The organism is Paenirhizobium cremeum (genome assembly GCF_047553425.1).
Lineage (GTDB): Bacteria > Pseudomonadota > Alphaproteobacteria > Rhizobiales > Rhizobiaceae > Allorhizobium > Allorhizobium cremeum.
Genome location: NZ_CP180217.1, coordinates 106,962 through 133,149, shown reverse-complemented (window position 1 = coordinate 133,149; position 26,188 = coordinate 106,962). Strand labels below are relative to the sequence as shown.

Here is a 26,188-nt window from a genome sequence, read left to right as displayed (position 1 = left end):
CGGGGCGAAAGCCCCATTTTCCGCACAAATGGGGTCGTTGCACAACAAGGTCAAGCGAATGGCCGGCACAATCCCGTTAAACAACGCTCCGGCACGTCATGTACTCAGATGGCGCCAAGACACCAGGCAAGGATCGCCTTCTGGGCATGGAGACGGTTTTCCGCTTCATCGAACACCACGGATTGCGGCCCGTCGATCACATCGTCGGTCACCTCCTCGCCGCGATGGGCAGGCAGGCAATGCATGAACAGCGCATCAGCCGAAGCGCGCTTCATCAGCGACGAATTGACCTGGAAGGGCTGGAAGACGTTGTGCCCACGCGCCTTGTGCTCCTGGTTCATCGACACCCACGTGTCGGTGATAACCGCGTCGGCTCCGTCGACGGCCCGTTCGGCCTCATGGCACAACATGATCTCGCCGCCATTGTTGCGGGCCCAGTTCAGGAACTTGTCGTCGGGCTCGGAACCGAGCGGCACCGCCATGTTCATGCGGTAACCGAAGCGGGCGGCGCCTTCGACCAGGGAATGAAGCACGTTGTTGCCATCGCCCGTCCAGGCAATGGTCTTGCCCTTGATCGGGCCGCGATGCTCCTCGAAGGTCATGACATCCGCCATGATCTGGCAGGGATGCGTGCTGTCCGTCAGCGCGTTGATGACGGGAACGGTTGCATGCTCCGCCATTTCCAGCAACCGGGAATGATCGGTCGTGCGGATCATGATGGCATCGACGTAGCGCGAGAGAACCTTGGCTGTGTCGCCGATGGTTTCGGCACGGCCAAGCTGCATCTCGGTTCCGGACAGGAACAGCGTTTCGCCGCCGAGCTGGCGCATGCCCACATCGAAGGATACGCGCGTGCGGGTGGACGGCTTTTCGAAAATCATTGCCAGCATCTTGCCGGCCAGCGGCTTGTCAGCCGTACCGGCCTTCGTGGCCTGCTTGCGGGTTTTGGCGTCTTCGAGAATCTGCCGAAGGTCGGAAGAATTGACTGCCGAAAGATCGAGAAAATGCTTGGGAGCGGCCATGCTGTTACCTGTTTAAATCCGGGCAGTCGTGTCGAGTGTCGTCTGAACCTTTTCCGCCGCAAGGCCGATGCGGTTCAGCCCCTCCCTGGCATCCTCGGCCGTGACGACAAGCGGCGGCAGAAGGCGGATGACGTTATCGCCCGCCGGTACGCCGAGGATATGCTCGTCGCGCATCGCCTGCAGCAGCTCCGCGGAAGGCACCTTCGCCTTGATGCCGAGCATAAGGCCTTCGCCGCGTATCTCCTCGATGACACCGGGGAACCGGTCCTTGAGCTCGGCAAGACCCTGGCGGAAGACGAGCGCAACGTCGCGCACATGTTCGAGAAAACCGTCGGCGAGGACGACATCGAGCACGGCATTGCCGACTGCCATGGCAAGCGGATTGCCGCCATAGGTGGAGCCATGGGTGCCGGCCTTCATGCCCGAGGCAGCGTCTTCTGTCGCAAGGCAGGCGCCGAGCGGAAACCCGCCGCCAATGCCCTTGGCCACGGCCATGATGTCAGGCGTGATACCCGTCCATTCGTAGGCGAACAGCTTGCCTGTACGGCCGATCCCGCACTGGACCTCGTCGAAGATCAGGAGAAGACCGTTGTCATCGCAGATCTTGCGCAGTTCCCGCAGGAAACCGGCAGGCGCGGTGCGGATGCCGCCCTCGCCCTGAACGGGCTCGATGAGGATGGCTGCCGTTTCGTCAGTAATCGCCGCCTTCACAGCTTCCAGATCGCCGAAAGGCACCTGATCGAAACCCGGCGCCTTGGGGCCGAAGCCTTCGAGATATTTCGCCTGGCCGCCAGCGGCAATCGTCGCCAGCGTGCGGCCATGGAAGGCGCCTTCAAAAGTGATGATGTGGAACCGCTCGCCATGTCCCTTGGAGAACTGATAGCGGCGGGCCGTCTTGATGGCGCATTCAAGCGCCTCTGCACCGGAATTGGTGAAAAACACCCGGTCGGCAAAGGTCGCCTCGGTCAGGCGCTTGCCGAGCTTTTCCTGGCCTGGGATCTCATAGAGGTTCGAAAGATGCCAGACCTTATCGGCCTGCTCACGCAATGCGCCGACGAGATGAGGGTGGGCGTGGCCCAGCGAATTCACGGCGACACCCGCTGCGAAATCGAGATATCGCTCTCCGTTTTCCGTAATCAGCCACACGCCCTCGCCTCGCTCGAAACGCAGCGGAGCGCGCATGTAAGTCTGATAAAGCGGAGAGGCCTCGGCCATAGCGAAAGACTCCTTTCGAAGAGCTTTTGTCTTTTCGGGTGCGGACCGCACCGGAACCCCTGTTCCGCCGGGTCCAAAAAATCAAAAATGCCGCCTTGCGGCGGCGGCTGCACTATCGTCATTTCGCCCCTCCCTGTCAACGAAACACCGCGGAAAAGCGGAATTTTCGCCACTCGGAGTCGAGGGACAGAGCCAAGCGGCGCATGGGCGAACATGATCGCGCCTCGGTAGCAAGTTGGGGAAAACTTCGAAATCGATTCCCGATGATTCCGCCGACTCTTGTCACGGAGTCAGCCTCACACTAGGTTAAGAACCAATAAAGAAATTGCATGCGGCGGAATTAGTCACCGACAGTATCGAGGCAGTTTTGTTTCGGAATTTTCCGAAGCAACGGCGAGGGATTCTGCCAGCACGAATTGCGACCGGCGGAGAAAATGGCATGAACTGGACGGATGAGCGAGTAGAAAAGCTGAAGCGGCTTTGGGCCGAAGGCTTGAGCGCGAGCCAGATTGCCGCGCAACTTGGCGGAGTGAGCCGCAATGCCGTTATCGGCAAAGTTCACCGCCTCAGCCTCCCGGGCCGCGCCAAGGCCGGCGGCAGCGTCGCGACGACGCGGACGGCAAAGCGCACGGCGACGCCGCCCCGCGCCCAGAACTATGCGCCGCGCGTCACCACCCGCACCGTTGCGCGGCCTGCCGGCGCCAACATGCTCAAGGAAGAAATCGAGATCGAAGGCATCGAGGAAATCGATATCGCTCCGGCGAGCAACGTGGTCGTGCCGATTTCCCGGCGTCTGGCGCTGACGGAACTCACGGAACGCACCTGCAAGTGGCCGATCGGCGATCCTATGAAGGACGATTTCCATTTCTGCGGCTGCGAGTCGTCCGATAATTCCCCTTATTGCAACTATCACGCCAAGCTCGCCTACCAGCCGATTGGCGACAGGCGTAGGTCGGCTCGATAAAGTCCGGCGTCTTCGGACAAAACCGGAAATGTAAAAACGGGCCTTTCGGCCCGTTTTTTGTCTGTCACAACGTATCCGCAATGTGATCCTGGAAAAACCCAATCAGGCTTCCATGGAATATCCCGCGCCGCGCACGGTGCGGATCACATCCTGCATATTCGAGAAGTTGAGAGCCTTGCGAAGGCGACCCACATGCACGTCGACCGTGCGTTCGTCGACATAGATGTCGTGGCCCCAGACGCCGTCCAGAAGCTGGGAACGCGAGAAAACGCGCCCGGGGGAAGCCATCAGGAACTCCAGCAGACGGAATTCGGTCGGCCCAAGCCGGACTTCGCGGCTCTTGCGATGAACCCGATGGGTCTCGCGGTCCAGTTCGATATCGCCGCAACGCAAGACACTGGAGAGGACCTCCGGACGTGCGCGGCGCAGCATGGCCTTGACACGCGCCATCAGTTCCGGGGTCGAGAACGGCTTGACGACATAGTCATCCGCCCCGGTCGCCAGACCGCGCACGCGCTCGCTTTCTTCGCCGCGGGCCGTCAGCATGATGATCGGCAGACGTTCCGTCTCCGGCCGCATACGCAACCGGCGGCAAAGCTCGATGCCCGAGACACCGGGCAGCATCCAGTCGAGGATGAGCAGGTCGGGAACCCGCTCCTGCAGCCTCAACTCCGCTTCATCGCCACGCAGGATGGTCTCGACCTCGTAACCTTCAGCCTCGAGATTGTAACGAAGAAGCACGCTCAGTGCTTCTTCGTCCTCAACGACAGCAATCTTGGGCAACATCGACTTCAACTACCTCTCTCAGGACCGACGGCTCACTCGGCGATGGCGCCGACGGTAGCCGTCAGGTCTTCCTTCGGGCGCTCGCCTTCCGGCTGAGCGCCCGTCGCCATGTAGTAGATCGTCTCAGCGATATTGGTGGCATGGTCGCCGATGCGCTCGATGTTCTTGGCGCAAAACAGAAGATGCGTGCAGCTGGTGATGTTGCGCGGATCTTCCATCATGTAGGTCAGAAGCTCGCGGAAGAGCGAGGTATAGATGGCGTCGATCTCCTCGTCGCGATCACGGATCGACTTGGCCTTTTCGGCCGAGCGTGTCGTGTAGACGTCGAGCACTTCCTTGAGCTGCACGAGCGCAAGCTCCGACAGATGCTCGATGCCGCGGGCGAGCTTGCGCGGAACGCCGGTGGCCTGAACGGCCATGACGCGCTTGGCGTTGCTCTTGCCGAGATCGCCGACCCGCTCCAGGTCATTGGCAATCTTGAGCGCGCCGATGATCTCGCGAAGATCAGCTGCAACCGGCTGGCGGCGGGCGATGGTGACGATCGCCTTGTCGCCGATCTCGCGCTCGGCGGCATCCATGATGACGTCGTCGGAGATGACCTTCTGGGCAAGGGCGGCATCGGAATTGACAAGCGCGCGAATGCTGTCGCCCACCATCTGTTCGGCAAGCCCACCCATCTCGGAGATGCGGCGCATCAGGTATTTCAGTTCCTCGTCATAGGCCGAGTAGATATGCGATGAAGACATGTTCTTGGTATCCTTGAAATGGAAGATCGATCACCGGATGCGGCGACATCAGCCGAAGCGGCCCATGATGTAGTCCTGCGTGCGCTGATCGTCCGGATTGGTGAACATCTTGTCGGTATCGTTTTCCTCGACCAGCAGACCGAGGTGGAACATCGCCGTGCGCTGGGAAACGCGGGCCGCCTGCTGCATGGAGTGCGTCACGATGACAATCGTGAAGTTGGTTCTGAGCTCGTGGATCAGTTCCTCGACCTTGGCGGTCGCGATCGGATCGAGTGCCGAGCAAGGCTCGTCCATCAGGATGACTTCCGGGCTGACGGCGACTGCACGGGCAATGCACAGGCGCTGCTGCTGGCCGCCGGAGAGACCGGTGCCAGACTCATGGAGGCGGTCCTTCACCTCGTTCCAGAGGCCGGCCTTCTGAAGGCTGGTCTCGACGATCTGGTCGAGATCGGCCTTCGACTTGGCGAGACCATGGATGCGCGGGCCGTAGGAAATGTTCTCGTAGATCGACTTCGGGAACGGGTTCGGCTTCTGGAAAACCATGCCAACGCGCGCGCGCAGTTCGACCACATCGATGGACGGATCGTAGATGTCCATCTCGTCGAGCGTGATCTTGCCGGTGACCCGGCAACCGTCGATCGTGTCATTCATGCGGTTGAGCGTCCTGAGGAAGGTCGACTTACCGCAGCCCGAAGGGCCGATGAGCGCGGTTACCGTATGCTCGCGAACGTTCAGGTTCACGTCGAAAAGCGCGCGCTTCTCGCCGTAGTAAACCGAGACGTCCTTGCCAATCATCTTGTAGTTCACATCGCTCATTTTCTGATCCAGCGCCTTTTCAACTGCTGATTCCGACATCATGTTCATGTCTCTTCTCCCTCTACCAGCGCCGTTCGAAGCGTCGCCGCAACAGGATTGCGCCCACATTCATTACCAGAAGGAACAGGAGCAGAATAATGATCGCTCCCGATGTACGTTCGACGAAAGCACGCTCCGCCTCGTTCGCCCACTGGTAGATCTGCACCGGAAGGGCGGTCGACGGCTCGAGCGGCGTACCTGGATAGTTGGCGACGAAAGCCACCATGCCGATCAGCAGCAACGGTGCCGTTTCACCGAGAGCATGCGCCAGGCCGATGATCGTGCCGGTCAGGATGCCCGGCATGGCAAGCGGCAGCACATGATGGAAGACCGTCTGCATCTTCGAAGCGCCGAGGCCGAGCGCGGCAGCGCGGATCGACGGCGGCACGGCCTTCAAAGCCGCACGCGTGGCGATGATGATGGTCGGCAAGGTCATCAGCGTCAGCACGAGACCGCCGACAATCGAGGCCGAACGCGGCAGGCCCATGAAGTTGATGAACACCGCAAGACCAAGAAGACCGAATACGATCGAGGGGACGGCAGCAAGGTTGTTGATGTTCACTTCGATCAGGTCGGTGAAGCGGTTCTTCGGGGCGAACTCTTCAAGGTAGATCGAAGCCGCGACACCGATCGGCAGCGAAAGCACGAGGACGATCAGCATCATGTAGGCCGAACCGATGAGTGCCACCCCGACACCCGCCGCTTCCGGACGGCTCGATGCGCCGTTCACGAAAATGCCGGTGTTGAAGTGCCCGGCAAGCGCGCCGCTTTCGGCGAGCTGGTTCATCCATGCGAGCTGCTGGTCGGAAACCTTGCGGTTCTGCTCGGCAACCGACAGATCGATCTGGCCCTTGTAGGCGGAGTCGATGTTGGCGTTGGCAAGCAGGGTCACCGGAACCGTCTTTCCGATCAGCGATTGATCGGCAAGAACCATATCGCGCAATGCCACGCGAACGCTGTCGGACAGCATGTCCTGAACGGCGCGCGCCTTGACGCGATCACTCGTATCGACACCGAGGACTTTGGCGACCGCATCCCTTGCCAGAAGCGGATAATTCGCCATCTGCAACACATTCGGGTTTTCTGCCCGCTTGTTATTCGGATCGATGACCTTTTCCGAAAACTCGATCGGAACGGTAATCATCGTCTGTTCAAAAGCCGTATAGCCCTTGGAAACGACCGAGAACAGCAGGAGGAACAGGAACAGCAGACCGAAGGCGATGGCGGCAACGCCATAGGCACGGAAACGACGTTCTGCGGCATAGCGGCGCTTGATGCCAATATCGCGGCGTCCGGAGGTTCTGGCGGCGCCGGAGACCGCAGTCGAGGCGGGGGTGACGACCTGGCTCATTCGTACTGCTCCCGGTATTTGCGCACGATGTAGAGCGCGTAGATGTTGAGGCAAAGCGTGATGACGAACAGCGTGATGCCGAGGGCGAAAGCCACCAGCGTCTGCGGCGAGGTGAACTCGAGGTCGCCAGTGAGCTGGTTGACGATCTTGACGGTCACTGTGGTCATCGGTTCGAACGGATTGAGCTGCATGCGGGCAGCAACGCCGGCGGCGAGCACCACAATCATGGTTTCGCCGATAGCGCGGGATGCGGTCATCAGCAAGGCGCCGACGATGCCGGGAAGAGCAGCCGGCAGGATGACGCGCTTGACTGTCTCCGACCGCGTGGCGCCGAGGCCGAGCGAACCGTCACGCAGCGCGCGGGGAACCGCGGTGATGATGTCGTCCGACAATGAGGAAACGTATGGGATGAGCATGATGCCCATGACGAAACCGGCGGTCAGAACGCTCTGCGCCTGAATGAAGCTGACATAGTTGCCGGTCGCAAGACCGCTGAGTTGAGCCGAAAGGTCGCGCAGGAAGGGACCGACGGTGGTCATCGCGAAGAAGCCGTAGACGATCGTCGGAATGCCTGCCAGGACTTCCAGCAGCGGCTTGGCGATGGAGCGGACCGTCGGGGTCGCGTATTCGGCCATGTAGATGGCTGAAAACAGGCCGACGGGCACCGCAAACAGCATGGCGACGAAGCCGATGTAAAGCGTGCCCAGCAGAAGCGGCAGCAGGCCGAACTGACCGGAGGAGTCCGTCGAACCGGCGGCCGCAAATCGCGGGTCCCACACTGTTCCGAAGAAAAACTCCCAGGCCGGAACCATGCGGAAGAAGTGGATCGCCTCGGTCAGCATGGACAGCACGATGCCGACGGTCGTCAGGATCGCGATCGACGATGCGACGATCAGGCCGATGAGCATCATCTGTTCGACGCGATTGCGTGCGCGGAAACGGGGGGCGATCAGGCGCTGGCTGACGATTGCGCCGATGACGGCGACGGCTATCACGGCGACGACCATGGCGAGACGATTGGTGTCGGCGAACTCAATCATCGCCTTCGCGGCCGTCACCATGTAGGGCTGCGGATCATCGGCGATCGCGACACCGCGTTCTGCGAGCAGCGCGCGTATCTCGGCCGGAGCTGCAGTTTCAACCGCAGCACGTCCGTTCTCGTCAAGCCGACGCAGACCGTTCGCAATCGACGAGATCATGCCGTAGTTGAGGTTGCGCGTCGTTTCGGGCAGCGCCTTGACCTCTTCCGGAAAAGTCGCGGCGACGCGGCTTTCGACCATGGCCGGCGTGACTGCAGCCCAGACGGCCAGCAGCAGAACGGCGGGCAATATGGCAACAAGCGCGGAAAATGCGCCATGATAGCCGTAACGGGAATGAAGGCTGGAGGGCCTGCCCGCAGCGAGACTTGCGGCTCTCGAGGAACCGATCACATAGGCGACGATGCCTATGACGATCACTATCAGCAGCAGAAGAGATGTACTCATCGTCACTTCCCCGGACCTGCAGGCCTGACCACCATGCGTCCGTTGCTCGAAGTTTCACCTGATCACGACTTAAAAAATGGGCCAGCGGCCCGGGCCGGAGCATTAGCGGGACGGCCACAGTATTCACGAAAGAAACCGGCGCGGCGAAAGCGCCGCGCCGGGAATTCTCATTACTTGCCTTCGGCAAACTGGGTACGAGCGGCTTCGCGCTCTGCATCCGGGGCCGGTACCAGGCCGTAAGCAGCCAGCGGGCCTTCCGGGCCAACCATCTGATCGTCGAGGAAGAACTCAACGTATTCCTTCAGGCCCGGGATCACGCCGAGGTGGGCCTTCTTGACGTAGAAGTACAGCGGGCGGGAAACCGGATATTCGCCGGAAGCGACGGTTTCAACGCTCGGCTTGACGCCGCTGATGGTGGCGACCTTCAGCTTGTCGGCGTTGTTTTCATAGAAGGAGAGGCCGAAGACGCCGACAGCGGTCTTGTTGGCGTCGATGCGAGCGAGCGTTTCGGTGTAGTCACCGTCGATATCGACAGCCTTGCCGTCCTTGCGAACAGCAATGCACTTCTTCGGCGCGGTCTTTTCGTCGACCAGCGTCTTGATTACGTCCTGTGCGCCGGTGTCCTTGCAGCCGTGGGCCATAACCTTTTCTTCGAAGACTTCACGGGTGCCATGCTTTTCGCCCGGAATGAAGGCTGCGATTTCAACGTCCGGCAGATCCTTGTTGACTTCCGACCACTTCATGTAGGGGTTGGCAACCAGCTTGCCGTCAACGACGACTTCAGCGGCCAGAGCCTTGTAGATGTCGGCCGGGGTCAGCGCGAGATCCTTGTTGGAAGCATCGACGGCGAAGACGATACCGTCATAGCCGAACTTGACTTCCTGGATTTCCGTCACGCCGGCAGCCTTGCAGGCCTCGACTTCGGAATCCTTGATCTTGCGCGAAGAATTGGCAATGTCGATCGTTTCAGCGCCAACGCCCTTGCAGAATTCCTTGAGACCTGCGGACGAACCGCCGGACTCAACAACCGGGGTCTTGAAGTTGGAGAAGGTCTCGCCGAAGGTTTCAGCGACGATCTTGGCATAGGGCAGAACGGTCGAGGAGCCAGCGACCTGCACCTGGTCGCGAGCAGCAGCGGCGCCAGCGAAGGCGACGGAGGCAACCAGGGCTGCAACCGAAATCTTGAGGATATTCATACAAAATCTCCCGTCAGTGGGCTTGTGTGTCGATGCGACCGCCAACGGCATTCATTGTCGTCGCGATCGGCAGGCCCTTCTTAGACCCTGTTCACCCACCCTTTTATGTCAGTTCGATGAAACATTTATGACATATCAACCTATTGATATTTAATGTTTTTATTATGTCTCGGGGGCGTTTGACGCGGTTTTTGTGTCAACCGCTGCAACATTTCACCCGACCGGGCGAGGCGGACGGCGGCGAGCCTTCAGAAGCGGACGGTGAACTCCGTACCCACGCCAACGGCCGACTTGACGATGAGCCTTGCGCGGTGCCGTGTCAGGATGTGCTTGACGATTGCGAGACCGAGACCGGTGCCTTTCTTGGACCGGCTGTCGGCGACGCTGACGCGGTAGAATCTTTCCGTCAATCGCGGAACATGTTCGGCTGGAATGCCGGGGCCGAAATCCAGAACGCTGACCTCGACCGGACCACCTTGCGGATTGCGCACATAGACATCGACGACACGCCCCTCCTGCCCGTATTTGCAGGCGTTTTCGATGAGGTTTTCGAAGACCTGGACCAGTTCGTCACGATCCCCCAGAACCTCGACCCTATCTTCCGGCAAGTGCAGGCGGATTTCGACATCGAGATCCCTCGCCAGGGGGGTCAGGGAATCCCGCACGTGGCCGATCACCGGCACCAGATCCACCTTCTGGTCCGGGGCCAGATGGGCTTTCAGCTCCAGCCGGGAAAGCGAGAGAAGATCGTCCACCAACCGGCTCATTCGGTTGGCCTGTTCAAGCATGATTGCCAGAAACCGCTCCTGCGCCTTCGGATCGCCGCGCGCCGGCCCCTGCATCGTTTCGATGAAACCGCGCAAAGAAGCGAGCGGCGTGCGAAGCTCGTGGCTCGCGTTGGCGACAAAGTCGCTGCGCATGCGGTCCAGCCGGCGCAGCTCCGAAATGTCCCTGAACGACAGAAGGAAGAGTGCTTCACCGCCCTTTTCCGCAGACTGCGGCACTGGGGCGATCCGCACGATATAGACCCGTTCGGAGGGAAGCCGTTCGGAATGTTCGATCTGGTTCGGCTCGTCTGTCGCGATCGTCTCCCGCACCATGTCGAGAATGCTCGGAGAGCGCCAGCGCGCGGAGATATGCTGCCCTGGGGAGAGGGTTCCGAAGGCTTTTTCCGCCGCGAAATTCTGCCCTCGCAGCATGCCGTCCCTGCCAATGATGAAGACCGGCAGGTCCAATGCGGAGAGCGTTGACAAGATGACAGGCAAAACCGGCTCGTCGTCCTCCGCCTCGTCCGCAACATGTTCTGGCGGGGCGACGAAGGAAACCTCAGCCTGTTCGTCGCCCTTCTGCACCAGGATGGCCAGAACGCCGAGGACGAGGAGAATGACGGCAAATACAGGATCGGCGCCGGACAGATAGGCGGCGACGGAAATCAGCACGGCCGCCAGCAGGTAAGCCCAGCCGGACCGCATCCGCCGCAGGAGCCTGCGCCACTCGAATGAACTTTCTGCCACAAAAACCTCGCCTGATGGATGCGTAGCCGATCATCAAACAACCGTGATATCGCCGATTCATGACAGATCTATGCGGGGGCCGCCATCATTCGCCCCGGTTATCCCCATGACTGAACACGACAGCGGCGAACCCGCGGGGTTATTTCAGCAAGATCTTGAAACAACGCAGCAAATATGTCCCTTTGGCGGATTACGATCGCATCGTCGCCGAACCGGGAGAGGAAAGAATATGGAAACCGGACAGGAAAGCCGTGCCGTCACGCTTGTCATCGACGGGGAAAGCCGCATCTTCGACATCGACGATCCCAAACTGCCAAAATGGATCGACGACGAATCCCTCGCTTCCGGTGAATTTCCCTATGACAAGAAGATGGACGAGGAAGAGTTCGAGGACGAACTGGAGAAACTGCAGATCGAACTGGTGAAGCTGCAATTCTGGCAACAGAAGACCGGCAAACGGGTTATGGCGCTGCTCGAAGGCCGTGATGCCGCGGGCAAGGGCGGCACCATCCATGCCACCCTCTCCTACATGAATCCCCGCTCCGCCCGGGTCGTCGCGCTCACCAAACCGACCGAGACCGAGCGCGGACAGTGGTATTTCCAGCGCTATGTCTCGCATTTCCCGACAAGCGGAGAATTCGTGCTGTTTGACCGCTCCTGGTACAACCGCGCCGGCGTGGAACCCGTCATGGGCTTCTGCACCAAGGAGCAGTACGAGGATTTCCTGAAACAGGCGCCCCGCGTCGAAAAACTGATCGAACAGGACGGCATTCATTTCTTCAAGTTCTGGCTGGATATCGGCCGAAAGATGCAACTGGAACGCTTCCATGACCGCCGGCACGATCCGCTCAAAGTCTGGAAATTGTCACCGATGGATATCGCCGCCCTCAACAAATGGGACGACTATACGGAAAAGCGCGACCGGATGCTGAAGGAAACCCATACCGAGTATGCGCCCTGGACAATCGTAAAGGCGAACGACAAGCGGCGGGCCCGCCTCAACGTTATCCGGCACATCCTGCTATCGATCGACTACGAGGACCGCGACGAGGAAAAGATCGGCAAGATCGATCGGAAAATCATCGGTTCCGGCCCGGATTTCCTGTCGAAGAAATAGCCCGCGGGCGGCGTCACTCTCCCGGCAACACCCGCACGGAGTAGAGATTGATGCCGCGCCCGGTGCCGGCTAGGTCGCCATTCAGCACGAGACGTCCGGGCGTACCCGGAGCAATCGATCGTTCGAACGACACCCGGAAAAGGGCGTCCGTCTTTTCAGGATTTGCGGTGAAGCGATGGCGGGCGCAATCGCCCAGCCGATCGAACTCGCAGGAGACCGAGATCTGCACCTGCTTGTCATCGGCCGACTGCAGGGTTAGCGCGATGGTCGAGGTACGACCCGCCATTTCCCTCAGCACCTCCGTCGGGAAAGTGATCTCCACGCTGCCATCGGCATCGCCGCTGCGCGAAAGGACGCGGACGGCTGTGCCGTCACTGGCGGTGACGACATCGACCAGGGCATTGCCACGCGGACGGATGGCAGAAATCTGCTTCGGTTCGAAAACCTCGATCCAGTCGTCGGAGAAACCGCTGCGCGCATCGAGCGCCTTCGGCTCCTGGGTCGGCTGGGCCGCGTCGAAATCTTCGGCTTCCGCATGCGGCGGAGGATTGGGCACGCTGGTATCCCGCTCGGCCGCAGTCAGCAGAACGCCCGAGGTATAGACCCACCAGACACCCATGCCGAGAGACGCGAGAAGCGTGCAGGATATGAAGAGCCGCGAATAAAAGCCCCGGCGGGGCCGGCGCCGAACGACGGCTTCCGGACGAATATCGAGCTTGGGGCCTTTCCCCCTTGCGGACACGTCCCCTCCCACCCTGATTTCAGGTTCGGGCTCGATTCTGTCAGACGGATCGTCCAGCCAAGGATCTGCCTCCCGCGATGGAGATTCCACATCGAAGGAGGGCTCGACGGCGGGGCGTTCGCCCGCATGGCGTTCAACGGCCTGATGGTCGGCGAAACGCGGTTCCTCGCGCAATCCCGGCCGAGCCGGTGCCGGGGGCGTCGCGACCGGGGGGACAGAGGCTGAAGGCGCGGGCACAGGCGGCGCAACCTGAACGTCGACGCGCGCCCGCTCCTCAAGCTCGATTGCATGAATAACCGTTTCCAGCCGATGACGCTGATAGGCTATCGTTTCGGGATCGTTGACATTCTGCTTGCGCAATCCGCTTTCGAGCGCCTGGCGCGCCGACTGATAGATGCGGGCACGGGTTTCCGCATTGGTGCGATCCGACCGCTCGAGAGCGTTTCTGATGGCCGTTTCCAATCCGCTCACTGGCTATACTGCTCCTTCAGGCGGATTGACGCCGCCGAGACCCGTTTTCTTAACGATTCGGTAACGGGTGCCGATCCGATCCGCAAGCCCCGCCCTTTCGCTTCCCACCGATACCTGGCAGAAAGTCGACGGCCGGAAGGCGGGCGGCAAGGGAAGGACATGCATCGAAAGAACATGAAGATACCCGATCCGACCCTGCCTTATTTGCGATGCTTTCACGTGCCGGACCGGCATCCACACCCTTTTCCCGAAGACAGGACTCTGGTAGACAATTGACGTTTTCGTAAACGTCATAGTGGGGAGGTTACCATGGCGCTTCCGCCAGTTCTGTCCGACAACCTGAGGCTTCCTGTGGTCGCCTCGCCGCTTTTCATCATTTCCCATCCGGACCTGACGCTGGCGCAGTGCAAGGCTGGCATCGTCGGCGCCTTTCCGGCGCTCAATGCAAGGCCCGAGGCCCAACTCGACGAATGGCTCGCCCGGATCACCGAAGAACTCGCGGCACATAATGCGCGAAATCCGGATCGGCCCGCCGCCCCGTTTGCGGTCAACCAGATCGTGCACACCTCCAACAAGCGGCTGGAACACGACCTTATGCTCTGCGTCAAATACAAGGTGCCGATCGTCATCTCCTCGCTCGGCGCGGTGCCAGAAGTGAATGCGGCCGTGCATTCCTATGGCGGTATCGTGCTGCATGACGTGATCAACAACCGTCACGCCCATTCGGCAATCCGCAAGGGCGCCGACGGCTTGATCGCAGTCGCGGCCGGAGCAGGTGGGCATGCCGGCACGCTGTCGCCTTTCGCGCTGGTGCAGGAGATCCGCGAATGGTTCGACGGCCCCCTGCTGCTGGCAGGCGCGATCGCCACCGGCGGCGGCATTCTGGCTGCCCAGGCGATGGGCGCGGACATGGCCTATATCGGATCGCCGTTTATCGCCACCACGGAGGCCCGCGCCAGCGATGCCTACAAACAGGCGATCGTGGAGGCCCATGCCAGCGACATCGTCTATTCCAACTATTTCACCGGCATACACGGCAATTACCTGAAACCCTCGATCGTCGCCGCCGGGATGGATCCGGACAACCTTCCGGTCGCAGACCCCTCGAAAATGGATTTCGACAAGGCGACCACCGGCGCCAAGGCCTGGAAGGATATCTGGGGCTGCGGCCAGGGCATCGGCGCCGTCAAGGCGATTGATCCCGTGGCGAAGGTCGTCGACCGGCTGGAGAACGAATACAAGGCGGCCCGCGCACGCCTTTCGCTTTGAGACCTGCTCTAAGACGAGGTGTTGCGGCGATCAGGAGGAAAACCGCAACACCACCGATTTCCCCGCTTGAAATTCCGGCGCGATGCCTGTATCAGCGCCGACATATCGCAACCGCAGAGACGACGGTTGCCTAGGGGCCGCTTTAGCTCAGTCGGTAGAGCACATCATTCGTAATGATGGGGTCACGTGTTCGAGTCACGTAAGCGGCACCATTTTTCCAAAAACCAAAGAGAGATTGAAAATTGAGCGGCGCGGGTCCGATCGTTTTCATCTGGTCCGTTCCTGCCGCGTGGAATCGATATCTCTAAAACAAAAAGGGCGCCCGTGTGGGACGCTCTTCTTGTTTCGGGGAGATCGGGCCGGAACACAGGCGCCCCGACCGTGCATCGTCAATCGGCACGACCAACGCTGTCGTAGATGAAGCCGTGGCTCAGCGGCTCGGACGGTACGTAGACGTTGCGCAGATCGATCAGAACCGGCTGCTTCATCAACGACTTCAGCTTCCCGAAATCGAGCGCGCGGAAGTGCTTCCACTCGGTGATGATGACCAGCGCATCGGCATCCTTCGCAACGTCTTCGACACCGTCGCGATAGCTGATTTCCGGCATCAAGCCACGGGCAGCGGGCATACCCTCGGGATCGTAGGCCTGAAGGATGGCACCCTTGTCGAGAAGGGCCTGGACGATCGCCAGAGCCGGCGATTCGCGAATGTCATCGGTGTCCGGCTTGAAGGTCAGTCCGAGAATGCCGATGGTCTTGCCGCGAATATCGCCTTCCAGGGCGCGTTCAACCTTGCGGGCCATGGCGCGCTTGCGGGTCTCGTTGATGCCGACAATCGTCTCGATGAGGCGGATCGGGCTGTTGTGATCCTGCGCGGTCTTGACGAGGGCGAGCGTATCCTTCGGGAAGCACGATCCGCCATAGCCGGGGCCGGCATTGAGAAACTTCTGGCCGATGCGGCTGTCGAGGCCCATGCCCTTCGACACGTCCTGCACATTGGCACCGACCTGTTCGCAGAGATCGGCGATCTCGTTGATGTAGGCAAGCTTCAGGGCGAGGAAGGCATTTGCCGCATATTTCGTCAGTTCCGCGGTACGACGCGATGTGAAGAGCACCGGATGCTTCTGCGGATCGAGGGCTGCATAGACATCGGCCATGATGGTCTTGGCGCGATCGTCATTCATGCCGACGACCACGCGGTCGGGCGCCATGAAGTCCTCGATCGCCGCACCTTCCCGGAGGAATTCCGGATTGGAAACCACGGCGACATCGGCATCCGGATTTTCTTCGGCAATGATTCGTTCGAGCTGGTCACCCGTACCGACGGGAACCGTCGACTTGGTGACAACGACCGTGAACCCCTTCACCGCGCGCGCAATCTCCCGGGCGGCGGCAAAGACATAGGCCAGATCGGCATGACCGTCGCTCTTTCGAGACGGCGTGCCGACGGCGAGGAAGACAACATCCGCCTCGCCGACCGGGCCGGCGAGATCCGTGGTAAAGCTCAGACGCCCGGCGGCGACATTCTTCTTGATGAGTTCCTCAAGACCCGGCTCGAAAATCGGCACTCTGCCGCTATTGAGCATGGAGATCTTTTCTTCGACCTTGTCGATACAAACGACATCATGACCGAAATCAGAAAGGCAGACGCCCGAAACGAGGCCGACATAACCGGTACCAATAATCGCTATGCGCACAACAGACTCCACTCGATTTTGTGTGGGGAATGGCAGTCTCGCATGACCCCTCCGCCGGCTTGGGAGACCCGGCGAGCGACCGCGAAAACCGGTCATTCCGCTGACCGATACTCAGAAATGTTAATTGCCGGTTAACACTTACCGCATTGCGAAACGTAAACCAAGCTCATCCTGCGAAAAGCCCCCGTTACTTTCCTGCTCCGTCACTTAAGGGATTTTGCCTTCCCGTTTTACATAAAAAAACCCCGCCGAAGCGGGGCCTTTTCAGGGTGAAAGTCCTACATCCAATAGGGCGGCACGCCATAGTAATCATAAACGGAGCGGCCGTTTTCGCGATACCAGTCGCGGTCTTCGCTGCGGAAGCGCGGTGCACGCTCGATCTGCTCCCGGGTCAGGTCAACCCGATATCCATCGAGTTCCTCGTCATAGGTAAGCTTCTCCCACGGCAGCGGATAGTAATCGTCCCCGATACCGAGGAAGCCACCGAAACTCAGGACTGCATAGGCGACGCGACCGCCGCGCTTTTCGAGAATGATTCGCTGGATGGAACCGATACGCTTGCCATCGGCGCCGTAGACAGCCGTGCCTTCCACCTTGTCGCTGGCGATCAGGGTCGGGGTATCCTTCACATAGGGGTCACGACCAGAAGTTTGTCCGCTTTCGTGCAGCATGATGCACCTCCTTTTTCTCTTCGATACGTCAGGGCAACGCCCCAGCGGCTCCGGAGTTCCTTGAACACCCGCGCAAGACACGCCTGGTTCTCGCCGGCAGCGGCTCGAGACCACTGGAAATACGTGGAAAAGCCGCCGTCAAGGCAAAGACGAAGAGTACGAGATTTATTGACGCTTACGTTAAGGTTATATAGAGCTAAGAGGGCTTGAACCGGCTTACCAAAGGCATAAGCTCGGTTTGCGCGTCGAGGAGGGGGCATGCCGGCCACGGGAGGGCGGGCATGAAGGAAACTTTGACCGGGAGGTAAACATGTCTGATCTCGCGAGCCGCCATAGCGGCCGGGCAGCGGAAAAAATCTGGCTTTCATCTTATCCGTCTACGGTGCCGGCGGAAGTTCCTCCCCCGGACCATGCCTCGCTCGGCGCGCTTTTCGAGAGCAGTTGCGCCAGATATGCGGATCGTCTCGCCTTTTCCAGCATGGGACGCGGCATGACTTATCGCGAACTGGAAGCACAGTCGCGCAAGATCGGGGCTTGGCTGCAGGCGCAGGGCTTGCAGAAGGGTGACCGTGTAGCAGTGATGACGCCCAACATCCTGCAAAATCCCGTGACGGTCTACGGCATACTGCGAGCCGGCTTCACCGTGGTCAACGTCAACCCGCTCTATACGCCGCGTGAACTGGAACACCAGTTGAAGGACAGCGGCGCCAAGGTCATCTTCGTCCTTGAAAACTTCGCCCGGACTGTCCAGCAGGTGATCGCCCATACTCCGATCCGGCATGTGGTGGTGGCCACCATGGGCGATATGCTGGGCCTCAAGGGCCACATCGTCAATTTCGTGGTGCGCAAGGTCAAGAAACTCGTGCCCGCCTGGTCCATTCCCGGGCACAAGAGCTTCAATCGCGTGTTGGCGGAAGGCGCTCGCCAGACGCTGAAGCCGTCCGATGTCGCGGGCGATGACATCGCCTTCCTGCAATATACCGGCGGCACGACGGGTGTTTCCAAGGGCGCGACGCTTACCCATTCCAACCTACTGGCCAACAAGGCGCAGATCGCACTGTGGCTCGAGGCGGCGTTCAACAGCAAGGGCCGGCCGGAGGTAATGACCTTCATCTGCGCGCTGCCGCTCTATCATATCTTCGCGCTGACGGTGAATTCGCTGATGGGGGTCGCGACAGGCAGCCACAATGTTCTGATCGCCAATCCGCGCGATATTCCCGCCTTCGTCAAGGAACTTCAGCAGCACAAGGCCCATATCTTTCCCGGTCTGAACACCCTGTTCAATGCGCTGATGAACAACCCGGACTTCAAATCGCTTGATTTCTCGTCCCTGCTTCTGGTGCTTGGCGGCGGCATGGCGGTACAGCGGCCCGTCGCCGAACGCTGGTTCCAGATGACCGGCTGCCCGATCACCGAGGGCTACGGTCTTTCGGAAACATCGCCTGTCGCAACCGTGAACCGACTCGATAGCAACGAGTTTTCCGGTATGATCGGCCTGCCTCTACCTTCGACCGATATCGAGATCCGGGACGAGGACGGTAATACGCTGCCGATCGGCGAGACCGGCGAGATCTGCATCCGCGGGCCGCAGGTCATGGCCGGCTACTGGCAGCGCCCCGACGAAACCGCCAAGGTGATGACCCCGGATGGCTTCTTCAGGTCCGGCGACATGGGCATGATGGACGAGCGAGGCTACGTGAAGATCGTGGACCGCAAGAAGGACATGATCCTGGTGTCCGGTTTCAATGTCTATCCGAACGAGATCGAGGAAGTTGCGGCCATGCATCCGGGTGTCCTGGAATGCGCGGCAATCGGCGTTCCCGACGAACATTCCGGCGAGGCGGTCAAGCTTTTCGTCGTGAAGAAGGACCCGGCTCTGACCGAGGCCGAGCTCAAGACCCATTGCGCCGAAAACCTCACGAATTACAAGCGCCCGCGTTACATCGAATTTCGCGCGGAATTACCCAAATCCAACGTCGGCAAGATCCTGCGGCGCGAGCTCCGCGACAGTTCGGCCGCCAAGTAACGTCTTTGCAACAATGGCCGGCCGGCGGAGCCGATACCTGCCGTCGATGTTTCATTCTCGCGGAGTGCGCCTTGATCGGGCGCATTCCCCAGAATAGTGTCGCCCTCATCTTTGCCAACCAGGGAAAAGAAGATGCAGGCTATCATCGACAAACTCACCAGCACTGCCGCCGCCACTCGCGCGGAGGATCTGCGAGCCGCCTTTGCCGCCGACGCCCAGCGCTTCACCCGCTTCAGCACTTCCCTTGACGATTTGCTGATGGACTACTCGAAATGTGCCGTGAACGATGAAATCATGGCGCTGCTGGAAGAACTCTGCATGGCCGCCGGCGTCGCGGAAAAGCGTGACGCGATGTTTGCCGGCGAGAAGATCAACTTCACCGAAAACCGTGCCGTGCTGCATACCGCGCTGCGCAATCGGGCAAATACGCCGGTGATCGTTGACGGCGCCGATGTGATGCCCGACGTCAACGGCGTTCTTGCAGCGATGGGAACGTTCGCCGATTCGGTTCGTTCCGGCCGGCTTACCGGCGCGACGGGCAAGACCGTCACCGACGTCGTCAACATCGGCATCGGCGGCTCGGATCTCGGCCCAGCCATGGCGACACTGGCGCTCGCTCCCTTTCATGATGGCCCGCGCCTGCATTTCGTGTCGAATGTCGATGGTGCCCATATCGCAGATACGCTGAAGCAGCTTTCTGCGGAGACGACGCTGTTCATCGTGGCGTCCAAAACCTTTACCACCATCGAGACGATGACCAACGCACAGACGGCCCGCGCCTTCATCGCGAAGGCGCTCGGCGAGGATGCCGTCGGCGCGCATTTCGCTGCCGTGTCGACCGCACTCGACAAGGTCGCCGCTTTCGGCATCTCCGCCGATCGTGTCTTCGGCTTCTGGGATTGGGTCGGCGGTCGCTATTCGATCTGGTCGGCCATCGGCCTGCCGCTGATGATCGCCATCGGGCCTGAGAATTTCGGCCGCTTCCTCGATGGCGCCCATTCGATGGACCAGCATTTCCGCACGGCGCCGTTTTCGAAGAACCTGCCAATGCTGCTTGGCGCGATCGGCGTTTATCACCGCAACGTGCTCGGCTATCCGACTCGGGCCATCCTGCCCTATGACCAGCGTCTGTCGCGCTTTCCGGCCTACCTGCAGCAGCTCGACATGGAATCGAACGGCAAGAGCGTGACGATCGACGGCAAGCCGGTCGCCGGCGCCTCCGGCCCGGTCGTCTGGGGCGAGCCCGGCACCAATGGTCAGCACGCCTTCTATCAGCTCATCCATCAGGGAACGAGCATCATTCCGGCCGAATTCATGATCGCCGCCAAAGGCTTCGAGCCCGACCTCCGCCACCAGCACGAACTGCTGATTTCAAATTGCCTTGCCCAGTCTGAGGCCCTGATGCGCGGCCGCACGCTTGCCGAGGCCAAGGCGCAGCTGACGGCAAAGGGCGTGGACGAAGCGACAGCGGATTTCCTCGCGCCGCATCGGGTGTTTTCAGGCAACCGTCCCTCGATCACCTTCGTCTACGAGCAGTTGACCCCGTTCGCGCTGGGGCGATTGATCGCGCTCTACGAGCATCGCGTTTTCGTGGAAGGCGTGATCTTCCGCATCAACTCGTTCGACCAGTGGGGCGTGGAGCTCGGCAAGGAACTGGCGACCGGCCTTTTGCCGGTGGTGGAAGGCAAGGTCGCAGCAACCGGTCACGACAGCTCGACGGCCGGTCTCGTCACCGCTCTTCGAAATGCGCGCGGCTGAGGCCGCGCTTATTTTCCTTAAAACCCGATTTCCGCTGCGAAGGGCGGATTGGCCCCTGCCCGCGAAACCGTCACCGCCGCGGCCTTTGCGCCCAGTCGAAGCGCCGCCTCGACACCCGCTTCGTCGAGCGTGGCGATCTTTTCCTTGGTAAGTCTATCCTGACGCTTCAGTGAGGCGAGAATACCGGCGTCGAAGGTGTCGCCGGCACCGACGGTATCGACGACCTCAACCCGTTCACTCGGCACGGAAAGCTTGAAACCGGCGGTGTAACCGGTGGCACCTTCCGCACCGCGGGTAATCACCACGAGCTTGGCACCCTTGTTCAGCCAGTGACGGGCGAGAGTATCTTGATCGCCTTCCAGACCGAACCATGCAAGGTCCTCATCGGAGAACTTGATGATATCGGACATGGCTGCCATCCGGTTGATGCGCGCCATATGCGCCTGCTTGTCCTTGATGAAGCCGGGACGAATATTCGGATCGAGCGAGATCACGCGCTTCGCGTGTTCACGGGTCATCAGCGCTTCGTAGGTCGCGCCGCACGGCTCGGGGATGAGGCTGATCGCACCGAAATGCAGGGCCTCGCAATCGTCGCCGAGCACCGGCAAGTCAGACTCGGCAATCATCCGGCCGGCAGTGTTCTCGTCATAGAAGGCGTAGCTTGCGTGCCCGTCGACCAGCTTGACGAAAGCGATGGTGGTCGGACGCGAGAGCGTCGCGCAGAAGGCGTAGTCGACATTGCTCTGCTTCAGCGTCTCACGCAGGATGTCGCCCATCATATCGTCGGAAAGACCGGTGAAGAAACCGGTCGGAATGCCGAGGCGCCCGAGCGCAATTGCGGTGTTGAAGATCGCGCCGCCGGCATAGGGCGCAAATGCCCTCTCACCGCGCGTGGTTTCGCGCGGCAACATGTCGATGAGCGCCTCGCCACAGCACAGGATCATCCGGGCATCCTCCCTTACCAAGAACGACTTTCAATCGATTTAAAGCAATCCGAGTGGAAACGCCAGAGCTGCTTTCGGTTTAAGCGAGTTCCGTAACGCCGCCGTGGCGGCCCGACCAGGCCAGCGGGGCATCGAGGAAGGACTCGACCTCGGTCAGCGTCCTTTCATCGAAAAGCTTCTGCTCGCGCGCAACGGCCAGCACATTACGCCAGGTGGCGATGTAATGCAGCTTCACATTGCCGTTGGTGAAACGTTCCTCGGCTTCGGCAAAGATACCGTAGTAGAAGAGGGCGATACCGTGATCGACCACGCCGCCGGCAGCGCGCACGGCATCGATGAACTTGAACATGCTGCCACCGGCCGTCGTCAGATCCTCGATGACGAGGACACGGGCGGCTTCCGGCATATGGCCTTCGATCTGGGCATTGCGGCCATGCCCCTTGGGCGCCTTGCGGACATAGATCATCGGCAGGCCAAGACGATCCGCCAGGAGAGCGGCGAAAGGAATGCCAGCCGTTTCACCGCCAGCGATGCAGTCGAACTGCTCGAAGCCTGCATTGCGCATCAGGGTCGCGGCGGCGAAATCCATGACGGCCGAGCGGATGCGTGGATAGGACAGGAGCTTGCGGCAATCGATGTAGACGGGGCTGCGCATGCCTGAAGAGAGCTTGTAAGGTTCGGCCGCATTGAAATGCACCGCCTTGATCTCCCAGAGCATCCTGGCCACCAGTTCGGCCATCACGGCCGGTTCGGGAAATGTCGTCTGAATCATGCGCCCGCTCCTTGATCGTCCTTGTCAGGCGAATAGCAGCATGCGCCGGCGGATACTAGATAGTGCTGCCATTCAGGGGGAAACGTTGGTACGGGTTTCCACCGTTTCGACCCTGTGCAGGAAGTCTGCCATTTCGACCCGGTTACGACCGTTGCGCTTCGCCTGATAAAGGGCCGCGTCAGCGAGGCTCAGAACTGCGTCAAAGCTGTCTGTCTCCTTTGTACCGAAGGCAATGCCCGCGCTCACCGTGCATCGCAGCACCACCTCCCCGATCCGGATTTCGCGCGCGGCAAAGCTGCGGACGATATCGCCGGTCACACGTTCGGCCCGGCCCGGCAGGGTGTTGGAGAGGATGACGGCGAACTCCTCGCCCCCCAGTCGGGCGACCGTCTGCTGGCCACCGGTTCCGGTCGTCAGTTCTTCCGCAAATATCCGGATGACCGCATCGCCGGTGGCGTGGCCGTGCTCGTCGTTGATCGACTTGAACCGATCGATATCAAAGACGACAACCGCCGTCTTCGATCCGATGGGGCGACCGGCGACCTGGTCGAAAAGCGCCCGGCGATTGAGAAGCCCGGTCAACGGATCGGTGTTGGCCTCGTGCCGATGGCGCGCCGCAAGTCGCCACTGGTGAAGCGCAAGCGACAGCGCGCCGATGCCGGACATGCCCGCAATGCAAATCGCGATATTCAGATCTTCCGCCCAATTGTCCGGCGCATGGCCGAGAACCCACTGGCGTTTGTCGATCAGCACGGCGGCACACAGCGCGAAGGACAGTCCACTGACGACATAAAGGAAAACCATTCCGATGAGCGGTCCCGGCGCCTCCGCACGCGCACGCCAATATTGCCATCCCGTGCCGATCAGGAGCAGCGCGGTGGCCGCATTCATGAAAATGATGCCCAATCCATCGAGCCCGCCGAGTATCAGTGGCAATCCGGGTGCGATGGTGGCGATCGAAAGAACGATCGATCGCGTCCAGGGGGCCCCGCCGGTCCTAAACTGCACGGAACCCGCGTAGATCATGCTGAAGCCGATCATCAGGAAGACATAGGCAAAAGACGCCCTGAGAAGACCCGCTTCCAGCGTGTAGGAACTGTAGGCAAAGATACCGATAACGATGAAGAGCAGCGCGACGACGAGGGTCAGCAGGAAAGAATCCGTGCGACGCGATACCCAGGTTCCCAGAAGGGTCACCATGAGACAGGTCGCGGAAAAACCCAGGGCGAGCAGAAGAGAATTATAGTCAAGCATCATGCCAAGCGCTCTCTTCAGCGTGAAACCGCCGCCGATCTTCCTTGGCGAAGGCTAACCACCGGTTCTCTCCAAAAGGTTACCCGGATCGCAACAATCCTAGCAACTCGCGGTCAATTCACCGAACCCGCCAAAATAGCGTGAACATCGGATCGAAGACCGTCACCGGACCCGCGCCGGTCTCGATCTTGGCTGGGAAGACCACCGGTTCGTCACCCCTCTCCAGCGTGATCGTTTCCTCGTTGGCGGCAAGGCCGTACCAGGCCGGCCCGTTGAGCGAGGCGAAAGCCTCCAGCCGGTCAAGCGCATCCTCCTGCTCAAAGACATGGGCAAGGCAGCTCATGGTGTTGATCGAAGTGTAGATGCCGGCACAGCCGCAGGCACATTCCTTGAGCGGATCGACATGCGGTGCAGAATCAGTGCCGAGGAAGAAGCGAGGGTCGCCGGATGTGGCGGCAGCCCTGAGTGCGAGGCGATGGCTTTCACGCTTGGCGACCGGCAGGCAATAGTAATGCGGCTTGATGCCGCCCACCAGAATGGCATTACGGTTGATGATGAGGTGATGTGTGGTGATCGATCCCGCGATGTTGCGGACGGAGGAGCGGATGTAGTCCACGCCGTCGGACGTCGTGACATGTTCCATCGTCACCTTCAGTTCCGGCAGACGTCGGCGCAACGGGTCGAGGACCGTGTCGATGAAAACCTTCTCGCGGTCGAAGATATCAACCTCGGGGGTCGTCACCTCTCCGTGAACGCAGAGCGGCAGACCGATCTTCGCCATGCGTTCCAGAACCGGCATGGCGTTTTCGATGTTGCGCACGCCGCCATGGGAATTGGTGGTTGCGCCGGCTGGATAGAGCTTCACGGCGGTGATGAGGCCGCTCTTCCTGCCCTCCTCGACATCGTCGGGGCTGGTATCTTCCGTAAGATAGAGTGTCATCAGGGGCTCGAAGCGATCGCCCTTCGGCAGGGCGTTCACGATGCGCTCGCGATAGGCCCGCGCGTCCGCCGTCGTCACGACCGGAGGCACGAGGTTCGGCATGATGATAGCGCGTGCGAAATGCCGGCTTGTATCGCCGATCACCCCTTCGAGCATGGCGCCGTCCCGCAGATGCAGGTGCCAGTCATCCGGACGGCGAATGGTGAGCGAGCGCATGATGTAACCTCCGGGCATCGATTGTCGCCCGCAGATACCATGTTCCGCCGGCCGGTCAAAGCCGCGTTTCGGGGCTGCGTCTCAGGCAACCTTTTCATTGCTGGTGGTAAACGTCTTCTGCACAGCTTCCTGGGCCTGTTCCCGACGATCGTCCTCCATGATCTGTCGAATGCGCGGCAAGGCACGCTCGAAGGCAGCGACACAATCCGGATCGAACTGGGTGCCGGCACGGCCGAGAATATGTTCGACGGTGCGTTCGAAACTCCAGGCCGGCTTATACGGGCGCTCCGTGGTCAGGGCGTCGAAATTGTCGGCGATGCAGACGATCCGGCCGGAAAGCGGGATGGCCGTGCCGGCGAGCCGGTTCGGGTAGCCCTGGCCGTCCCAGCGCTCGTGATGGCTGACGGCAATTTCCGAGGCGAGCTGCAGCAGCGACGAATGGGAGCGCGCAAGGATATCGCTGCCGATCTGGGCATGCGCCTGCATCTGGCGGTATTCCGCCTCGGTCAGCCGGCCCTGTTTCAGGAGCACCGTATCGGGCATCGCGACCTTGCCGATGTCATGCATCGGCGCCGCCATGCGGATGTCGTTGCAGAATTCCGGGGAAAGGCCGAGTTCGAGCGCAATCGCCTCGGAATAGGCGGCAACGCGCAGCGTATGGCGCGACGTTTCCGGGTCCTTGTAACCGGCAGCGACCGTCAGGCGGTGAATGATTTCCTGTTCGCGCTGCCGCAATTCGCCCACGGCGCGATCCACTTCGCGACGCAGCCACTCGGCCTGATCCGCTAGCTGACGGCGCGCGCGCGACAGGCTGACGATATTCTGCACACGCGCCTGGAATTCCATCGGATTGACCGGCTTGGTGAGAAAATCGATCGCGCCGGCGTTGAGCGCGGCCATTCGGGTCGTCATGTCCTTGTCGGCGGTGACGAAGATAACCGGCACATCGGCATATTTGTCGAAGCGCACGATCTCCGTGTAGAGTTCGACACCGTTATAGACCGGCATCTGGTAGTCGATGATGGCAATGTCGAAATCGATGTCCGGCAGCGAGGAAAGAACCTCATCCGGGCTCGAGAAAGCAACGGCCTCGCAATTGTCGAGCTTGCCGACGAGCTTCGTCAGAAGCTTCAGGTTGGTGCTGTTGTCGTCCACCAGCAAGATACGCATTGACGCCT

The 26,188-nt window shown here is 60.5% G+C and carries 22 protein-coding genes and 1 tRNA gene; 6 read left to right on the top strand and 17 right to left on the bottom strand.

Features of this window, described 5'->3' with window-relative positions; all coding sequences use genetic code 11:
* Positions 1-104: 104 nt before the first annotated feature.
* Together argF and ACLBKR_RS00660 are read right to left on the bottom strand one after the other, a co-directional pair.
* Entirely contained in the window at positions 105-1,022 is a 918-nt protein-coding gene (gene argF, locus ACLBKR_RS00665) for an ornithine carbamoyltransferase (protein ID WP_113338337.1), read from the bottom strand.
* Between the two features lie 12 nt (positions 1,023-1,034).
* Positions 1,035-2,237 carry an aspartate aminotransferase family protein gene (locus tag ACLBKR_RS00660; RefSeq protein ID WP_113486047.1) on the bottom strand — a complete coding sequence of 401 codons (1,203 nt, stop codon included), beginning with the start codon at positions 2,235-2,237 and terminating at the stop codon, positions 1,035-1,037.
* Between the two features lie 439 nt (positions 2,238-2,676).
* On the opposite strand from ACLBKR_RS00660, the gene ACLBKR_RS00655 reads away from it, so the two are divergent.
* Positions 2,677-3,201: a GcrA family cell cycle regulator gene (locus ACLBKR_RS00655; RefSeq protein ID WP_113446923.1), complete on the top strand. Its 525-nt coding sequence runs from the start codon at positions 2,677-2,679 to the stop codon at positions 3,199-3,201.
* A 102-nt stretch (positions 3,202-3,303) separates the two neighbouring features.
* Here ACLBKR_RS00655 and phoB read toward each other — a convergent pair whose 3' ends face one another.
* From phoB to phoR, 7 genes are all read right to left on the bottom strand, one after another.
* On the bottom strand, positions 3,304-3,987 hold the full coding sequence (gene phoB / locus ACLBKR_RS00650; protein WP_112827844.1) for a phosphate regulon transcriptional regulator PhoB: 684 nt from the start codon (positions 3,985-3,987) through the stop codon (positions 3,304-3,306).
* Between the two features lie 32 nt (positions 3,988-4,019).
* The gene (gene phoU / locus ACLBKR_RS00645; RefSeq protein ID WP_112827771.1) at positions 4,020-4,733 is read right to left on the bottom strand and encodes a phosphate signaling complex protein PhoU; all 714 of its coding nucleotides are present in this window, start codon (positions 4,731-4,733) and stop codon (positions 4,020-4,022) included.
* A 48-nt stretch (positions 4,734-4,781) separates the two neighbouring features.
* Complete coding sequence (pstB, locus tag ACLBKR_RS00640; protein ID WP_112827770.1) at positions 4,782-5,597, bottom strand: phosphate ABC transporter ATP-binding protein PstB; 816 nt, start codon at positions 5,595-5,597, stop codon at positions 4,782-4,784.
* Between the two features lie 13 nt (positions 5,598-5,610).
* On the bottom strand, positions 5,611-6,939 hold the full coding sequence (gene pstA, locus ACLBKR_RS00635) for a phosphate ABC transporter permease PstA (protein ID WP_112827769.1): 1,329 nt from the start codon (positions 6,937-6,939) through the stop codon (positions 5,611-5,613).
* Entirely contained in the window at positions 6,936-8,423 is a 1,488-nt protein-coding gene (gene pstC / locus ACLBKR_RS00630) for a phosphate ABC transporter permease subunit PstC (RefSeq protein WP_113338340.1), read from the bottom strand. The genes pstA and pstC overlap by 4 nt, the downstream gene beginning before the upstream one ends.
* A gap of 170 nt (positions 8,424-8,593) precedes the next feature.
* A complete protein-coding gene (locus ACLBKR_RS00625; protein WP_112827767.1) occupies positions 8,594-9,619 on the bottom strand; it encodes a PstS family phosphate ABC transporter substrate-binding protein in 1,026 nt (341 codons plus the stop codon).
* A gap of 248 nt (positions 9,620-9,867) precedes the next feature.
* A complete protein-coding gene (phoR, locus tag ACLBKR_RS00620; protein WP_414901850.1) occupies positions 9,868-11,100 on the bottom strand; it encodes a phosphate regulon sensor histidine kinase PhoR in 1,233 nt (410 codons plus the stop codon).
* Positions 11,101-11,362: 262 nt separating this feature from the next.
* Here phoR and ppk2 point away from each other — a divergent pair, with 262 nt between their 5' ends.
* A complete protein-coding gene (gene ppk2, locus ACLBKR_RS00615; protein WP_113338342.1) occupies positions 11,363-12,250 on the top strand; it encodes a polyphosphate kinase 2 in 888 nt (295 codons plus the stop codon).
* Between the two features lie 13 nt (positions 12,251-12,263).
* Here the strand turns inward: ppk2 and ACLBKR_RS00610 are convergent, their stop codons facing one another.
* Positions 12,264-13,463, bottom strand: coding sequence for a hypothetical protein (locus tag ACLBKR_RS00610; RefSeq protein WP_113338343.1), 1,200 nt, complete (start codon positions 13,461-13,463; stop codon positions 12,264-12,266).
* A 309-nt stretch (positions 13,464-13,772) separates the two neighbouring features.
* Between ACLBKR_RS00610 and ACLBKR_RS00605 the strand changes: the two genes are divergently transcribed.
* Both ACLBKR_RS00605 and ACLBKR_RS00600 read left to right on the top strand, forming a co-directional pair.
* Positions 13,773-14,732, top strand: a complete 960-nt coding sequence (locus tag ACLBKR_RS00605) for an NAD(P)H-dependent flavin oxidoreductase (RefSeq protein WP_113444334.1) — start codon at positions 13,773-13,775, stop codon at positions 14,730-14,732.
* A gap of 136 nt (positions 14,733-14,868) precedes the next feature.
* Positions 14,869-14,944, top strand: a tRNA-Thr gene (locus ACLBKR_RS00600).
* A 177-nt stretch (positions 14,945-15,121) separates the two neighbouring features.
* Here ACLBKR_RS00600 and ACLBKR_RS00595 read toward each other — a convergent pair.
* Both ACLBKR_RS00595 and ACLBKR_RS00590 read right to left on the bottom strand, forming a co-directional pair.
* On the bottom strand, positions 15,122-16,429 hold the full coding sequence (locus tag ACLBKR_RS00595) for a UDP-glucose dehydrogenase family protein (RefSeq protein ID WP_112827762.1): 1,308 nt from the start codon (positions 16,427-16,429) through the stop codon (positions 15,122-15,124).
* Between the two features lie 278 nt (positions 16,430-16,707).
* The gene (locus tag ACLBKR_RS00590) at positions 16,708-17,100 is read right to left on the bottom strand and encodes a PRC-barrel domain-containing protein (RefSeq protein ID WP_112827761.1); all 393 of its coding nucleotides are present in this window, start codon (positions 17,098-17,100) and stop codon (positions 16,708-16,710) included.
* 310 nt (positions 17,101-17,410) lie between these two features.
* Here ACLBKR_RS00590 and ACLBKR_RS00585 point away from each other — a divergent pair, with 310 nt between their 5' ends.
* Positions 17,411-19,126: a long-chain fatty acid--CoA ligase gene (locus tag ACLBKR_RS00585; protein ID WP_113446926.1), complete on the top strand. Its 1,716-nt coding sequence runs from the start codon at positions 17,411-17,413 to the stop codon at positions 19,124-19,126.
* Between the two features lie 132 nt (positions 19,127-19,258).
* On the top strand, positions 19,259-20,884 hold the full coding sequence (gene pgi / locus ACLBKR_RS00580; protein ID WP_113446927.1) for a glucose-6-phosphate isomerase: 1,626 nt from the start codon (positions 19,259-19,261) through the stop codon (positions 20,882-20,884).
* Positions 20,885-20,901: 17 nt separating this feature from the next.
* On the opposite strand, the gene ACLBKR_RS00575 is transcribed toward pgi, so the two are convergent.
* From ACLBKR_RS00575 to ACLBKR_RS00555, 5 genes are all read right to left on the bottom strand, one after another.
* Positions 20,902-21,828, bottom strand: a complete 927-nt coding sequence (locus ACLBKR_RS00575; protein WP_113437209.1) for a carbohydrate kinase family protein — start codon at positions 21,826-21,828, stop codon at positions 20,902-20,904.
* 79 nt (positions 21,829-21,907) lie between these two features.
* The gene (locus ACLBKR_RS00570; RefSeq protein ID WP_113437210.1) at positions 21,908-22,600 is read right to left on the bottom strand and encodes an orotate phosphoribosyltransferase; all 693 of its coding nucleotides are present in this window, start codon (positions 22,598-22,600) and stop codon (positions 21,908-21,910) included.
* Between the two features lie 72 nt (positions 22,601-22,672).
* Positions 22,673-23,857, bottom strand: coding sequence for a GGDEF domain-containing protein (locus ACLBKR_RS00565; RefSeq protein ID WP_113446929.1), 1,185 nt, complete (start codon positions 23,855-23,857; stop codon positions 22,673-22,675).
* Between the two features lie 115 nt (positions 23,858-23,972).
* Positions 23,973-25,010: a dihydroorotase gene (gene pyrC, locus ACLBKR_RS00560; protein WP_113446930.1), complete on the bottom strand. Its 1,038-nt coding sequence runs from the start codon at positions 25,008-25,010 to the stop codon at positions 23,973-23,975.
* Between the two features lie 81 nt (positions 25,011-25,091).
* On the bottom strand, positions 25,092-26,180 hold the full coding sequence (locus ACLBKR_RS00555; RefSeq protein WP_112827755.1) for an HD domain-containing phosphohydrolase: 1,089 nt from the start codon (positions 26,178-26,180) through the stop codon (positions 25,092-25,094).
* Between the last annotated feature and the right edge of the window lie 8 nt (positions 26,181-26,188).

Bases quoted from the DNA above. Each gene is read 5' to 3' on its own strand.
- argF (WP_113338337.1), bottom strand. From the start codon at position 1,022: ATGGCCGCTCCCAAGCATTTTCTCGATCTTTCGGCAGTCAATTCTTCC.
- ACLBKR_RS00660 (WP_113486047.1), bottom strand. From the start codon at position 2,237: ATGGCCGAGGCCTCTCCGCTTTATCAGACTTACATGCGCGCTCCGCTG.
- ACLBKR_RS00655 (WP_113446923.1), top strand. From the start codon at position 2,677: ATGAACTGGACGGATGAGCGAGTAGAAAAGCTGAAGCGGCTTTGGGCC.
- phoB (WP_112827844.1), bottom strand. From the start codon at position 3,987: ATGTTGCCCAAGATTGCTGTCGTTGAGGACGAAGAAGCACTGAGCGTG.
- phoU (WP_112827771.1), bottom strand. From the start codon at position 4,733: ATGTCTTCATCGCATATCTACTCGGCCTATGACGAGGAACTGAAATAC.
- pstB (WP_112827770.1), bottom strand. From the start codon at position 5,597: ATGAACATGATGTCGGAATCAGCAGTTGAAAAGGCGCTGGATCAGAAA.
- pstA (WP_112827769.1), bottom strand. From the start codon at position 6,939: ATGAGCCAGGTCGTCACCCCCGCCTCGACTGCGGTCTCCGGCGCCGCC.
- pstC (WP_113338340.1), bottom strand. From the start codon at position 8,423: ATGAGTACATCTCTTCTGCTGCTGATAGTGATCGTCATAGGCATCGTC.
- ACLBKR_RS00625 (WP_112827767.1), bottom strand. From the start codon at position 9,619: ATGAATATCCTCAAGATTTCGGTTGCAGCCCTGGTTGCCTCCGTCGCC.
- ppk2 (WP_113338342.1), top strand. From the start codon at position 11,363: ATGGAAACCGGACAGGAAAGCCGTGCCGTCACGCTTGTCATCGACGGG.
- ACLBKR_RS00605 (WP_113444334.1), top strand. From the start codon at position 13,773: ATGGCGCTTCCGCCAGTTCTGTCCGACAACCTGAGGCTTCCTGTGGTC.
- ACLBKR_RS00590 (WP_112827761.1), bottom strand. From the start codon at position 17,100: ATGCTGCACGAAAGCGGACAAACTTCTGGTCGTGACCCCTATGTGAAG.
- ACLBKR_RS00585 (WP_113446926.1), top strand. From the start codon at position 17,411: ATGTCTGATCTCGCGAGCCGCCATAGCGGCCGGGCAGCGGAAAAAATC.
- pgi (WP_113446927.1), top strand. From the start codon at position 19,259: ATGCAGGCTATCATCGACAAACTCACCAGCACTGCCGCCGCCACTCGC.
- ACLBKR_RS00575 (WP_113437209.1), bottom strand. From the start codon at position 21,828: ATGATCCTGTGCTGTGGCGAGGCGCTCATCGACATGTTGCCGCGCGAA.
- ACLBKR_RS00570 (WP_113437210.1), bottom strand. From the start codon at position 22,600: ATGATTCAGACGACATTTCCCGAACCGGCCGTGATGGCCGAACTGGTG.
- ACLBKR_RS00565 (WP_113446929.1), bottom strand. From the start codon at position 23,857: ATGATGCTTGACTATAATTCTCTTCTGCTCGCCCTGGGTTTTTCCGCG.
- pyrC (WP_113446930.1), bottom strand. From the start codon at position 25,010: ATGCGCTCGCTCACCATTCGCCGTCCGGATGACTGGCACCTGCATCTG.
- ACLBKR_RS00555 (WP_112827755.1), bottom strand. From the start codon at position 26,180: ATGCGTATCTTGCTGGTGGACGACAACAGCACCAACCTGAAGCTTCTG.